Source organism: Microbacterium sp. AG238, assembly GCF_003610405.1.
Lineage (GTDB): Bacteria > Actinomycetota > Actinomycetes > Actinomycetales > Microbacteriaceae > Microbacterium.
The window spans coordinates 1,631,897-1,645,247 of sequence record NZ_RAQC01000001.1 but is presented as its reverse complement, the minus strand read 5'-3'; the positions used below and the strand labels follow the sequence as shown (position 1 = coordinate 1,645,247).

Here is a 13,351-nt window from a genome sequence, read left to right as displayed (position 1 = left end):
GCTGCCAAGCGAACCGGTGCGCGAACCAGCGCGCTGAGGAATAGCGCGCGGGGTCGGGGCGGTTGCGGTCAGGTATGAGCCTGTACGAGCCCGCCGTCTTTGGTGCCCTGAACCTCTCGAACCGCGTCGTGATGGCGCCGCTGACCCGCACCCGCGCGGGCGAGGACGGCGTCCCCACCGACGTCATGGTCGAGTACTACCGCCAGCGTGCGGGGCAGGGCCTCATCATCACGGAGGGCACCTGGCCCGTCGTCGAAGGCAAGTCGTACCCCGGCCAGCCCGGCATTCAGACCGACGAGCAGATCGCAGGCTGGCGGCGCATCGCCGAGGCCGTGCATGAGGCCGGCGGGGCGATCGTCATGCAGCTGATGCACGGCGGCCGCGTGTCGCACCCCGACATCACCGGCGCCGACCGGGTGGTGGGGCCGAGCGCACTGGCGGCTCCCGGGCAGACCCGCACGCCGAAGGGCAAGGCCGACATGCCGATCGCGCACGCTCTGACCGAGGCGGAGATCCCCGAGGTCGTCGAGCAGTTCGCGCAGGCGGCGCGCAATGCCCGCGCGGCCGGACTCGACGGTGTCGAGGTGCACGGCGCGAACGGATACCTCGTGCACGAGTTCCTCTCGCCCGTCTCGAACGTTCGCGAAGACCGCTACGGCGGGTCGCCCGAGAACCGTGCGCGCTTCGCGATCGAGGTCACGCGGGCCGTGGCCGCGGCTGCGGGAGCGGACCGCACCGGCATCCGGCTGTCGCCGCAGCACAACATCCAGGGCGTGCTCGAGCACGACGACGCCGATGCCCACGCGACCTACGCCGCTGTCGCCGAGGGGCTCGCCCCGCTCGGACTCGCGTTCGTCGATGTGCTGAGCGCCGACCCGACGGGCGAGCTCGTGCAGCACCTCCGCCGTACGGCCGGAGCCCCCTTCATCCTCAACTCCGGCTTCGGGTCGCCGACGACCCGCGAAGAGGCCGAGACGCTCGTGACGGCCGACTGGGCGGATGCCGTCGCCGTCGGCCGCCCCGTCATCGCCAACCCCGACCTCGCGGCACGGTGGGAGCAGCGGGCCGACCTCAACGAGGCGCGTCCCGAGCTGTTCTACGGGTCGACCGCTGAGGGCTACACCGACTACCCGTTCCTCGACGAGGTGCGCGCCGGCGCGGTCTGAGCGCCCGGAGGCCGGTCCGTCCGTCCCGTGCGCAGGCTCAATAGCCCGACGCGCAATCCCGACGAGCCTCTGGTTGCCGCGGAGCCTGTGCGCGGGACGGTCGACCTGAGGTTCTGCTCCGGCGTCGACCTCGCATCGGATCCCGGTCCGGTCGCCGCTCTGCCCGTGGTCTTCGTCCCGTCGACAGGACGACGCGATGCCGGCCAGCCCCCGAACACTGCCCGAAGCTCCTCAGCCTGTCGACGGCACGACCGTCGCGGGATCCGAGGCAGCAATCCTCGGCTGCGACTCAGGCGGCCCGGACATCAGTAGTCGGGCTCAGGCGGTCCGGTGAGAGGTTCGAAGGCGGGCGTCGCGGCACGGTCCCACCGTGCGAGGGGCTCAATGCTCGTGATGATCAGAGCGTGATCAAATCCGACCAACCGCGTCGCGACGCCGGAGCGTGCGTCTATGACGAGCGTCTGCCGGTACGCCGGATCATCGACGTGCTCGAAGGTGAAGAGTATGGAGCGCCGGCCGAGAGGTTGTGCCAGCACGGGATAGAAGCTGCCGTGCGGATTCGCCCAGGTCAGCAGCCGGGTGGGCCACAGCATCTGGAGCGCCTGCGGCATCGGGCGGAAGAACTCGGCCGCCACCTGCTCGTGATTGCGCGAGCTTCGGTACGAGTACGTCCCCTCGCGGTAGTCCTGATGTCGACCGTCCTCGAATGTGAGCTCCCACCAGTCGTCGGTCTGGTCCACGGCGAAGGCGAACTGAACAAGCTCATCCGACGACTGTGCGATCCCACGTCCTGCCAGGCGCCGCGGCTGCTCGAGTTCGCCGACGGCCGCTACGACCTCTGCGGTGTCGGCTCGTCGGAGCACGGAGTCGAATCGGATGGGACTCATCGCCCCGAGTGTACGAGACGGCCCCGCCCGCGCCGGAGGTCAGCCTCGGAAGACGGGAAGCTGCGAGGCGAGGCCCAGCAGCAGGCCGAAGAACGTCAGCAGGATGATGCCGCGCCGGGTCGACCCGCGGTTGGTGCCGTCGGTGCCGATCCGCTGGTTGCGCACGAAGATGACGAGCGCGATGAGCAGCACCGCGAGGCCGGTGAGCGCCAGGACGATCGACATCAGTCGTCGTCCCCGCCGCGTCTCCGCACGAGCTGCACGATGACGACCACGAGGGTGGTCGTCAGCATGAGTGCGACGCTGATCAGCAGCAGGTTCTGCTCGAACTCGTTCACAGGATGCCCGGGTCCTCGGTCTCGTACGGCTCCGCGTCGAGCAGGTCGGCGACGGAGTCGAGGATCTCGTCGGGACGGAACGGGTAGCGCTCGATCTCGGCGTCGTCCGAGATCCCGGTGCGCACGAGCACGGTGTGCAAGCCCGCCTCGATGCCCGCGACGACGTCGGTGTCCATGCGGTCGCCGATCATGCCGGTGTTCTCGGAGTGCGCTCCGATGCGGTTCATCGCCGAGCGGAACATCATCGGATTCGGCTTGCCGACGACGTACGGGCTCTTGCCCGTCGCATGCGAGATGAGGGCCGCGAACGATCCGGTCGCCGGGACGACGCCCTCGGGCGTCGGGCCCGTGGCATCCGGGTTGGTGATGATGAACCGCGCTCCGGCGTTGATGAACCGGATCGCCTTCGTGATGGCGTCGAACGAGTAGTTGCGGGTCTCGCCCACGACGACGTAGTCGGGGTCGGTCTCGGTCATGATGTATCCGGCCTCGTGGAGGGCGGTGGTGAGCCCCGCCTCGCCGATCACGAACGCCGAGCCACCCGGATGCTGCGAGCGCAGGAAGTCGGCCGTCGCGAGCGCCGACGTCCAGATGCGGTCTTCCGGAACCTCGAGCCCCGACCGCGCGAGACGCGCGCTGAGGTCGCGGGGGGTGAAGAAGGGGTTGTTGGTCAGCACGAGGAACGGCGTGCCCGTCTCGCGCCACTGCGCGAGCAGCTCCGCCGCCCCCGGGATGGGGTGGTTCTCGTGGACGAGAACGCCGTCCATGTCCGTGAGCCAGCACTCGATATCGGCGCGTGTCCGCATGGTCCCAGCCTAGCCGTGGCGATCCGGCCGTAGTCTTCACTCGTGGCCCACGACGACTGGAATCCCCGCAAGCTGCCCGACCTGTCGGGCAAGCGGTACCTCGTCACGGGTTCCAACGCGGGACTCGGCTATTTCGCGACGCTTCAGCTCGCCTCCGCCGGGGCCCACGTCATCATGACCGGGCGCAGCCCGCAGCGCCTCGCGACCGCGCGCGCCTCCGTCGGCCGGGCGCTTCCCGAAGGGGTGGGCTCGGTCGAGACGCTGCTGCTCGACACGAGCAACCTGGGTTCGGTCCGGGCGGCGGCGGCGACCGCGCGCGGGCGCAAACCCCTGCACGGCCTGCTCCTGAACGCCGGGGTCGTGCACCCGCCGCGTCAGCGCCGCACGACGCCCGACGGTCATGAGCTGGTCTTCGCCACCAACGTGCTCGGTCACTACGCGCTCGCCGGTGAGCTGCTCATCGCCCTGGCCGCCGGCCGCGGTCGCATGGTCTGGGTGGGGTCGGTGTCGACCTCGATCTGGAAGTACGACCCGACCGACATCGAGCTCGAGAGCGACTACTCGCCCTGGCGCGCATACGTGCAGTCGAAGGTCGCGACGACCTCGCTCGGCCTCGAGGCCGATGAGCGCCTGCGGGCGGCGAGCGTGCCCGTGCAGAGCCTGGTCGCCCACCCCGGCTACTCCACGAGCGGACGCACCCGCGGCATCGTGGGCATCAACGAGCCCACGCGCATGACGCGCTTCACCGACAACCTGCAGGTCGCCGTCACGCAGTCGAAGGAACGGGGTGCCTGGCCGCTCGTGCGGGCTCTGGTCGATCCGGATGCCGCCGGCGGCGAGTTCTACGGCCCGGCGGGCGTGCTGCGCGGCGAGCCGCGTGTCGCGACGCCCGCGGCCATCACGCGCGACCCGGAGATCGCCGCGCGGCTGTGGTCGTACTGCGAGCACACCACCCGGACGCCCTGGCCGTACCTCAAGGCGAGCCGCACCCGCGCGAAGAACTGATCGCGCCGGCCGATCTCAGGCGGTGACCCAGATGGCCGCGGCGGCGCCGGGCGGCAGCATGACGGAGCCGCCGCCGTCGAGCTGCACGCTGTCGCGCCCGCTGACGATCAGGGTGTGGCCGACGTCGATGCCGCGTTCCTCGAGCGCTCGCAGGAGCCCCGGGTCGCGGTCGCTCACGCGGAGGATGCGGCCCTCGTGGCCGATCGTGGCCTCGGCGAGCAGCACGAAGGGTTCGCGATGCACCTCGCCGTCGGCGTCGGGAATCGCGTCGCCGTGGGGGTCGAATCGCGGATCACCCAGCCGTTCGGCGATGCCCGCGAGCAGCCGGTCGCTGATGGTGTGCTCGAGCACCTCGGCCTCGTCATGCACTTCGTCCCAGGCGTACCCGAACTCGCGGACGAGCCACGTCTCGATGAGTCGGTGGCGGCGGATGATGGATGCCGCGCGCCGGCGGCCCGTCTCGGTCAGCGCCACCGGGCCGTACGGGCGATGCGACACGAGGTCCTGCGCGGCGAGCTTGCGCACCATCTCGGTGACGGTCGACGGGGCGAGCCCGAGCATCGCCGCGAGCTGCGACGGGGTGATGGGCGACGGCTGCCATTCGGTGTGGTGGTAGATCGTCTTCAGATAGTCGTCGACGGCGGGGGAGGGCACACTCCAGGTTATCCGCGGCGGCGGGATAGCCTGTCTCGGTGAACCGCCCCGACTCCGACGACGCGGAACCGCAGCTCCCGGTGGGTGTGGGGCCGTGGCCGGGCGGCCCGGAGGCGTGGCCCGACGACCCCCGGTACGACCCGCAGCTGCTCGCCGACGGCGACCGGCGCAACGTCGTCGACCGCTATCGCTACTGGCGGCTCGAGGCGATCGTGGCCGACCTCGACGAGCACCGGCATCCGTTCCACGTTGCGATCGAGAACTGGCAGCACGACATGAACATCGGGTCGATCGTGCGCAGCGCCAACGCCTTCGGGGCAGCAGAGGTGCACATCGTCGGACGTCGGCGGTGGAATCGCCGCGGCGCGATGGTGACCGATCGCTACCAGCACGTCCGCCACCACGAGGATGTCGCGTCCTTCGCGGCGTGGGCTCGCGAGAACGGCCTCCCGATCGTCGCGGTCGATAACGTTCCGGGGTCGGTACCGGTCGACCGGGCGGATCTGCCCGAGCGGGCCGTGCTGATGTTCGGTCAGGAGGGGCCGGGGCTTTCGGCCGAGGCCGTGGCCGCGGCATCCGTCGTCGTCGAGATAACGCAGTACGGCTCGACGCGGTCGATCAACGCGTCGGCCGCGGGCGCCGTCGTCATGTACGAGTGGTGCCGGCGCTGGGCGCGTTGACCGCGCTCCGCCGCCGTCACCTTTCGGGGTGCCGGTCCGGAGTGACGGCGTAGACGAAGAGTCCCGTCGCCGACGCGGTGAGCTCGACCGTCGCGTCGGCGGGAACGTCGCGGATGGGGTGCGCCTCGGCGTTCTCGTCGACCGCGGCGCACGTCACCTCGCCGCTTTCGAGAGTCTCGCCGCCGGCGCTGACCGCGTAGCTCAGCCGGCTGCCGGAACCGGTGACGCAGGCGATCGTCACGACGGCCGGTGCCTCGCCCGCCGATACCGAGATGATCGGCTCGCCGCCGGGCTCGAGAACGCCCGTTTCGCGCTGGGTCCAGGAGGCGCCGCCGAGCGCGTTCTCGGGGATCACGGCATCGGCCCAGCGTTGGGCGTCGTCCGCGGTGGGGCGGGGCAGCGTGCGCGTATCGTCCGATGGAGCCGGGATCTCGACCGGTTGCGTGCGCTGCGCGCAGCCGGAAGCGAGCACCCCGACCGCGAGCACGGCGATGCCGGCTGCGACGGACGTGAGCTTCGGCATGCCGCCACGGTACGGGCCGAGGCTGAGGTTCGCACGTGAGACAGGTTTCAACCCGATCACAGTTCGCCCCCGGCGCCACGGGTTCCGGCGGTGTGGCTTCAGACGGTGCGGATTCAGACGGTGACGTGAAGCCACGCGCCGCGGCGCACGCGCCAGCCGAGCGTGAGCAGGCGGGCGATCATGTAGACGCCGAAGAATGCCGCCGCGAGCCAGGCCAGGCCCGCCGCGCCCTCCGGGTGCAGAGCCCCGATCACGAGCAGCGCGGGCACGAAGGGAACGAGGTTGAGTCCGCCCGCGAGGGCGAGATAGCGGGCATCGCCGGCACCCATCAGCACCCCGTCGAGCACGAAGACGATGCCGCATACGGGCTGGGCGACGGCGAGGACGAGCAGGGCCGGCTGGACCAGCGCGGCGACGTCGGAATCTCCCGTGAACAGAAGCCCGATGACTCCCGACGTGGCAGCGATCAGGCCTCCGACGAGAACCCCGAACCATGCGCCCCACGCGACCGTCCGCCCGAGGACGCGCCGCACGAAGCTCTCGTCTCCGGCTCCGAGTCCGCGCCCGATCAGCGCCTGCGCCGCGATCGCCAGGGCATCGAGCGCGAAGGCCGCGGTCGAGAAGATCGTGAAGGCGACCTGCCAGCCGGCGAGCTCGCTCGTTCCCAGCCCCGTCGCGACCGCGACGGTCGCCAGCAGGGCCGCGCGCAGCGAGACCGTGCGCAGGAACAGCCAGCCGCCCAGACGCGCCGACCCGCGCATGCCGTCGGCTCGCGGTCGAAGCGAGGCCGAGTGCCGGCGGGCGAGGCGCCCGATCACGACCACGTAGGCGCCGACCATGCCCCACTGGGCGATCACGGTGCCCAGGGCCGACCCGGCGATGCCCCAGCCGAAGCCGTAGATGAACACGACGTTCAGCAACGCGTTGGCGCCGAACCCGAGGCCGGCGATCCACAGCGGGGTGACGGTGTCCTGCATCCCGCGCAGCAGTCCCGTCGCGGCGAAGACGATGAGCATCGCGGGAAGGCCCCACATCGACAGGCGCAGGTAGGTCTCGGCATCGGTCGCCACCGCCTCGCCCGCTCCGAACATGCCCACCAGCAACGGGGTCGCGAGAGAACCCACGGCGGCGAGCACCGCGCCGAGGCCGAGCGCGAGCCACAGCCCGTCGATTCCCGCGCTCACGGCGCTCGTCGAGTCACCTGCGCCGAAACGGCGGGCCACCGCGGGTGTCGTCGCGTAGGCGAGGAAGACCATCAGCCCCACGATCGTCTGCAGCACCGCTCCCGCGATTCCCAGCGCCGCGAGCGGCACGACACCGAGGTGGCCGATGAGTGCGGCGTCGACGATGAGGAACATCGGCTCCGCGATGAGGGCGCCGAGGGCGGGAACGGCCAGCCGCAGGATCTCGCGGTTGAGCGTGGGCGCCATGAGACGAGCCTAGAGGCGCGAGGCCGGCGGCTCGGTCTTGCACAGCGGCCCGGTCGCTGTCGAGCGCGCCGAGCGCCACCGCTTCCCCGGTTACCGTTGATCATCGACCGGAGGGGGAGGACGCCGGATGCGGCTGCTCAAACGCCTGGCGATCGCGCGCCTGCACGCGCGTCTGCCGACGTGGGTCCGTGTCGTCGTGGCCGCGGCGGCCGTCGTGCTCGGCGTCGTCATCGTCATCCGTCCCACGACCGCACTCGATGTCCTCGCCTGGCTGATCGGCGGCGGGATGGCGCTGACGGGCCTGCTCGAGCTCACCGGCCGGGAGGGGGAGTCGCACCGGCCACGCTGGCGCACCGCAACCGGTGTCGCTTGGCTGCTCGGCGGCGCGATCGTCCTCCTCGCGCCGGGGTTGACCGTGCGCGTCGTCGCGGTCGTCGTCGGCATCCTGCTTCTCGGCGGCGGCATCCTCGGGGTCATCGCGGCCTTCGGGCGCGGCCGCACGTGGGACGCGCGCATCGCCGACGCGGCCTTCGGGGCATCGGGGGTCATCTTCGGTGCGCTCGCACTGTTCTGGCCCGACATCACCCTGCTCGTGACGGCCGTCGTGTTCGGCGCGCGGCTCATCATGAGCGGCGTCGTCGATCTCTGGACCAGGCTTCGACGCCGCCGCGACGATCGAGCCGCCGAGCGTACGGGCGCCGACGGGCGGCCGCGCCGACGCTGGGGGCGCACGGTCGTCGCGATCGCGTCGGTCGCCCTCGCCGTCACGACGACGATCGTGACGGCGCCGCTGCGCGACGGCTCGACCGTCGTCGACGACTTCTACGCGGCGCCGCGCGACCTGCCCGACGAGCCCGGGCGCCTCGTGCGTGCCGAGCCCTTCGAGGCAGGCATCCCGGCGAGCGCCCAGGGGTGGCGCATCCTGTACACCACGACGGGCGTCGACGGGAACGTCCGCGTCGCGAGCGCCATCGTCGCAGTGCCCCGCGAGGGCGATGGGCAGTGGCCGGTGATCGATTGGAACCACGGCACCACCGGCTTCGCGCAGCACTGTGCGCCGTCGCTGCAGCCCCGCGGACTGTGGGCGGGCGCGTTCTACATGCTGCCGCGAGCGATCAAAGAGGGATGGGCCGTCGTCGGCACCGACTACATCGGGCTCGGCACCGAGGGTCCGCACCCGTACCTCGTCGGTCTGCCGAGCGCCCATGCCTCGCTCGACGCGGTGCGGGCGGCGCGCGAGCTCGAAGAGGCCGACCTCGGTGCGCGCACGGTCGTGTGGGGGCATTCGCAGGGCGGCGCGGCGGCGCTGTGGACGGGTGCCGTGGCCCGGGAGTACGCGCCCGAGGTCTGGGTGCGGGGCGTAGCCGCCCTCGCCCCGGCGAGCGACCCCGCCGCCCTCGTGCAGGGCATCTCGAGCGTGACCGGCGGCAGCATCTTCGCTTCGTACGCGTTCGCCTCGTTCTCGGCGATCTACCCCGAGATCGAGTACCGCGACTACGTGCGGCCCGGCGCTGAGACGGTGCTGCGTCAGATGTCGGAGCGGTGCCTGTCCGACCCGACGATCGTGCTCTCGGTCGCCGCGGCGCTCGGGATGAGCCGCGATCCGGCGCTGTTCTCGCGCTCGCCGGCATCCGGGGTGCTCGGGCGTCATCTGCGCGAGAACACGGCGCCGCTGCACTCCACTGCACCCGTGCTGCTGGCGCACGGCGGAGCCGACAGCGTCATCTCGGTGCAGACCCAGGCCGCCTTCGTCGATCGGATGTGCGCGGCCGGGCAGGACGTCGACTTCCGCACCTACGCGGGGTTCGAGCACGCGGGTGTCGTCGAGCGGCCGTCGCCTCTCATCGACGAGCTGTTCGACTGGACGAGAGACCGTTTCGCCGGTATCCCGGTTGCCGAGGGATGTACCACCACGGAACGCTGAATGCCCTCGGAAGTTCGTGTCGTCCGGTCGGCCTAGCATGGGTGCCATGACCGACCCCGTCCTCCCCTCCGGTATCGACATCGCCGAACTGAGCCCCGAGATCCGACCGCAGGATGACCTGTTCCGGCACGTCAACGGCAGCTGGCTCGAGCGCACCGAGATCCCCGACGACAAAGCGCGCTGGGGATCGTTCCACCTCATCGCCGAGCAGGCCGAGAGCGACGTCCGCGCGATCATCGACGAGGCGACGACCGCTGAGCCGGGAACGGTCCGACGCAAGATCGGCGACCTGTTCACGAGCTTCATGGACACGGCGCGCATCGACGAGCTCGGCGCCGAGCCGCTGCGCCCCCAGCTCGCACGCGTCGACGCGATCGATTCGATTCCGGCGCTGCTGCGCACCGTCGGCGAGCTCGAGCGCGAGGGCATCGGGGGCATGATCGGCACGTTCATCGAGCCCGACCCCGGCAACCCCGAGCGCTATGTCGTGTTCTTCGTGCAGGGCGGCCTCTCGCTTCCCGACGAGAGCTACTACCGCCTCGACGGCTTCGAGGCGACGCGCACCGCTTTCCGCGGCTACGCCGAGCGCATGCTCGAGCTCGCCGGCATCGACGACGCCGCCGGTCAGGCCGAGCGCATCGCGAGGCTCGAGACCGAGCTCGCCGCGCACCACTGGGACAACGTCCGCAACCGCGACGCCGTCGCGACCTACAACCTGCACAGCTGGGACGACGTGCGAGCCCTCGCCGGTGTCGACCTCGACCCGTGGCTCGAGGGCCTCGCGCCCCGTCACCGCGACGGATTCGCCGAGATCAACGTCAACCAGCCGAGCTTCCTCTCGGGGCTCGGCGCACTGCTGACCGACGAGCACCTCGACGACTGGAAGGCCTGGCTGCGGTTGCAGGTCGTCCGGGCGTCGGCACCGTTCCTGCCGGACGCCTTCGTCGCCGAGAACTTCGCCTTCTACGGCACGCAGCTCACGGGCGTGCCCGTCAACCGCGAGCGCTGGAAGCGCGGCGTGAGCATCGTGCAGGCCGCTTTGGGCGAGGCGATCGGTGAGATCTACGTCGAGCGGCACTTCCCGCCGCAGGCCAAGGTCGAGATGGATGCGCTGGTCGCGAACCTCATCGAGGCGTACCGGCAGTCGATCACGGGGCTCGAATGGATGACGCCGGCCACCCGTGAGCGTGCGCTCGAGAAGCTCGCGGCCTTCACGCCGAAGATCGGCTACCCCGATCGGTGGAAGGACTACTCGGCTCTCGAGATCGACCCCACCGACCTCCTGGGCAACGTGCTGCGCTCGACCGAGTGGGAGTACGAGCGTCAGCTGGCGAAGCTCGGCCAGCCGATCGACCGCGACGAGTGGCACATGACTCCGCAGACGGTCAACGCCTACTACAACCCGCTGATGAACGAGATCGTCTTCCCCGCGGCCATCCTGCAGTTGCCGTTCTTCTCGTCCGAGCGCGACGCCGCGGCGAACTACGGCGGCATCGGCGCGGTCATCGGACACGAGATCGGGCACGGGTTCGACGACCAGGGCAGTGCGTACGACGGTACCGGTGCGCTCAACGACTGGTGGACCGACGCCGACCGCGCCGCCTTCGAGGAGCGCACGGGCGCACTGATCGATCAGTACAACGCGCTCGTTCCGCGGGGTCTCGGTGACGAGCACACCGTCAACGGCGCGCTCACGATCGGTGAGAACATCGGCGACCTGGGCGGCCTCGGCATCGCCCTGAAGGCGTACCGGCTGCACCTCGCCGCCACGATGTCGGCGGAGGAGCTCGCCGAGGCCCCCGACGGCCCGGTGATCGATGGTTTCACGGGGGTGCAACGGCTTCTTCTCAGTTGGGGTCAGATCTGGCAGCAGAAGGGTCGTGACGCCGAGACCATCCGGCTGCTGACGATCGACCCGCACGCACCGAACGAGTTCCGCTGCAACCAGATCGTCCGTAACATCGATGCGTTCTACGACGCATTCGGCGTCACCGAGGCAGACGAGCTCTGGCTCGCCCCCGAGCGCCGCGTCACGATCTGGTGATCACCCGAACCGAATCGCTCAGGCTTACTCCGACGGAGACGAGAACATGACGGTGGATGGATCCGAGTCCTCCTCCGGGACCGCCCGCTCGCGCGCGGAGCGGCGCACCGGTCCGCGACCGCGTCGTCGTTCCGGTGCGCCGCGCCGGGGGTTCGCATCGACCGAGAAGGCACTCGATGCCCTCGCCGCATCCGGCGCGCGGGTGTCGGTGCGCGTCAGCGACCTCGATCGCGGCACGCCCGTTCTCGCGGGCGACGACTTCGTCACACTGCCGGTCGCGGGCATGGGCATCGTCCCGCTGCTGATCGAGGTGGCGGCACGATTCGACGCCGGGACCCTCGACCCGCTCGAGATCGTCGAGCGGTCGAGTGTCGACGACGTCTCGGTCGCGGGCATCTGGCGTCACCTCATGGCCCCGGCGCTGCCGCTCGGCGACCTCGCGGTGCTCGCCGCTGCCACAGGAGACGCGCTCGCCGCCAACGCTCTCCTCGGCCGGGTCGGTCTCGACGCCGTGCGGGCACGGCTGGGGAGCCTGGGGATGCCGCGCACGGCGCTGCTCGACCGATTCCGCGACGACCGCGGGCCCGACGATGCCCCGCACTACGCCCTCGGCACGGCTCGCGAGCTGGCCGCGATGTTCGCCGCCCTCGTCAACACCGATGTCGTCTCACCCGGCGTGAGCGCTCAGGTCTCGGAATGGCTGAGCCTGAACCACGATCTCTCGCTCGTCGGGTCGGTGACCGGGCTCGACCCCTTCGCTCACGACGATGACAAGCACGAGCTGCTGTTCGTGAACAAGACCGGCCGGGCCGACGGCATCCGTACCGAGGCGGGCGTGCTCGCCGGCCCCCGTGCCGGGGTGTCGTACGCGCTCCTGGTCGGGTTCGACGACCTGTCGATGAGCGACCGCCTGCGGGCTCACGAGGCGTTCCGGGCGTTCGGCCTCGACCTCATGGAGTACGTCTTCTGATCCGATCCCGGCATGCGCTTGACCCTCACACCGTGTCAGGCTGTCGGCTGGGATCACCATGTTGAGTATCGGAGAGTTCGCCCGCCTGGCCGGCGTATCGGTGCGGATGCTGCGCCATTACGACCAGCTCGGTCTGCTGCGTCCGCATCGCGTCGATCCGGCCTCGGGCTACCGCTCGTACACCGCGTCGCAACTCGATCGGGCCAACCGGCTGATCGCGCTGAAGGACCTCGGCTTCACCCTCGAACAGGTCGGCCGACTGCTCGACGACGGTATGTCGTCGGCATCGGTGGCCGCGCTCCTGCGGGAGCGGAGGGCCGAGCTGAGCGGCCAGATCGCCGCAGACGGTCGGCGGCTGAACGAGGTCGAGGCGAGACTCCGATCGATCGAGAAGGAGATACCCGTGTCCACATTCATCGAGACCGCGCTGCCCGAGCTGACCCTCACTCAGCTCTCGGTCCGCATCGACGAGATGGCGCAGATCGAAGACGAGATCAGCGTCATGTTCCAGCGCGTGAACGACCGCATCGAGGCCGCGGGCGCGCAGCGGGTCGGCCCCGGCGTCGCGGTTTACACGACAACAGGTGACGGCATGATCGCCGCCGCGGCCGAGCAGATCGGTGACGCGCCGGTGCCTGACGGCCTCGAGCGGGCGGTCGTCGCGGCCGAACCGCGGGCGCTCACCCTCCGCTACGAGGCGCCCGATCTGGCCGGCATCCAGAGCGCGTGGCAGGCGCTCGTCGCCGAGGCGGAGCGCCGCGGGCTGCGATTCGACGGCGCGTGCCGCGAGGTGTATCTGCAGACGCCCTACGACGGCGAGCGGTGGGTCGTCGATCTGCAGCAGCCCGTGTCCTGAACCCCGGCGCGGGCCGCGCTAGCCTGGGGGAGTGAGTTTGCTGGACCCCGAGAAGCCGCACGACGTGA

At 70.7% G+C, this 13,351-nt stretch carries 13 protein-coding genes; 7 read left to right on the top strand and 6 right to left on the bottom strand.

Annotation, left to right across the window (positions count from 1 at the left end; all coding sequences use genetic code 11):
- The first annotated feature begins 74 nt into the window (after window positions 1-74).
- Entirely contained in the window at window positions 75-1,166 is a 1,092-nt protein-coding gene (locus DEU36_RS07685; RefSeq protein WP_120263633.1) for an alkene reductase, read from the top strand.
- 305 nt (window positions 1,167-1,471) lie between these two features.
- On the opposite strand, the gene DEU36_RS07680 is transcribed toward DEU36_RS07685, so the two are convergent.
- From DEU36_RS07680 to DEU36_RS07670, 3 genes are all read right to left on the bottom strand, one after another.
- On the bottom strand, window positions 1,472-2,053 hold the full coding sequence (locus DEU36_RS07680; RefSeq protein WP_120263632.1) for a hypothetical protein: 582 nt from the start codon (window positions 2,051-2,053) through the stop codon (window positions 1,472-1,474).
- A 39-nt stretch (window positions 2,054-2,092) separates the two neighbouring features.
- A complete protein-coding gene (locus tag DEU36_RS07675; protein ID WP_259455269.1) occupies window positions 2,093-2,278 on the bottom strand; it encodes a hypothetical protein in 186 nt (61 codons plus the stop codon).
- A 109-nt stretch (window positions 2,279-2,387) separates the two neighbouring features.
- Window positions 2,388-3,197 (bottom strand): HAD-IIA family hydrolase, encoded by an 810-nt coding sequence (locus DEU36_RS07670; protein WP_120263630.1) that lies wholly within the window; start codon window positions 3,195-3,197, stop codon window positions 2,388-2,390.
- Between the two features lie 42 nt (window positions 3,198-3,239).
- Here DEU36_RS07670 and DEU36_RS07665 point away from each other — a divergent pair, with 42 nt between their 5' ends.
- Window positions 3,240-4,202, top strand: coding sequence for an SDR family NAD(P)-dependent oxidoreductase (locus DEU36_RS07665; protein WP_120263629.1), 963 nt, complete (start codon window positions 3,240-3,242; stop codon window positions 4,200-4,202).
- Window positions 4,203-4,217: 15 nt separating this feature from the next.
- On the opposite strand, the gene DEU36_RS07660 is transcribed toward DEU36_RS07665, so the two are convergent.
- The gene (locus DEU36_RS07660; protein WP_120263628.1) at window positions 4,218-4,856 is read right to left on the bottom strand and encodes a metal-dependent transcriptional regulator; all 639 of its coding nucleotides are present in this window, start codon (window positions 4,854-4,856) and stop codon (window positions 4,218-4,220) included.
- Window positions 4,857-4,894: 38 nt separating this feature from the next.
- Here DEU36_RS07660 and DEU36_RS07655 point away from each other — a divergent pair, with 38 nt between their 5' ends.
- A complete protein-coding gene (locus DEU36_RS07655) occupies window positions 4,895-5,536 on the top strand; it encodes a TrmH family RNA methyltransferase (protein WP_120263627.1) in 642 nt (213 codons plus the stop codon).
- Between the two features lie 16 nt (window positions 5,537-5,552).
- On the opposite strand, the gene DEU36_RS07650 is transcribed toward DEU36_RS07655, so the two are convergent.
- Together DEU36_RS07650 and DEU36_RS07645 are read right to left on the bottom strand one after the other, a co-directional pair.
- The gene (locus DEU36_RS07650; protein WP_120263626.1) at window positions 5,553-6,059 is read right to left on the bottom strand and encodes a hypothetical protein; all 507 of its coding nucleotides are present in this window, start codon (window positions 6,057-6,059) and stop codon (window positions 5,553-5,555) included.
- A gap of 113 nt (window positions 6,060-6,172) precedes the next feature.
- Window positions 6,173-7,489, bottom strand: coding sequence for an MATE family efflux transporter (locus DEU36_RS07645; RefSeq protein WP_120263625.1), 1,317 nt, complete (start codon window positions 7,487-7,489; stop codon window positions 6,173-6,175).
- Window positions 7,490-7,616: 127 nt separating this feature from the next.
- On the opposite strand from DEU36_RS07645, the gene DEU36_RS07640 reads away from it, so the two are divergent.
- The 4 genes from DEU36_RS07640 to DEU36_RS07625 are packed head-to-tail and all read left to right on the top strand — an operon-like array spanning window position 7,617 to window position 13,283.
- On the top strand, window positions 7,617-9,413 hold the full coding sequence (locus tag DEU36_RS07640) for a lipase family protein (RefSeq protein ID WP_120263624.1): 1,797 nt from the start codon (window positions 7,617-7,619) through the stop codon (window positions 9,411-9,413).
- 46 nt (window positions 9,414-9,459) lie between these two features.
- Complete coding sequence (locus DEU36_RS07635; protein WP_183045315.1) at window positions 9,460-11,457, top strand: M13 family metallopeptidase; 1,998 nt, start codon at window positions 9,460-9,462, stop codon at window positions 11,455-11,457.
- A gap of 46 nt (window positions 11,458-11,503) precedes the next feature.
- Complete coding sequence (locus DEU36_RS07630; protein WP_120263622.1) at window positions 11,504-12,427, top strand: serine hydrolase; 924 nt, start codon at window positions 11,504-11,506, stop codon at window positions 12,425-12,427.
- Window positions 12,428-12,485: 58 nt separating this feature from the next.
- Window positions 12,486-13,283, top strand: a complete 798-nt coding sequence (locus DEU36_RS07625; RefSeq protein WP_120263621.1) for a MerR family transcriptional regulator — start codon at window positions 12,486-12,488, stop codon at window positions 13,281-13,283.
- Window positions 13,284-13,351: the final 68 nt, after the last annotated feature.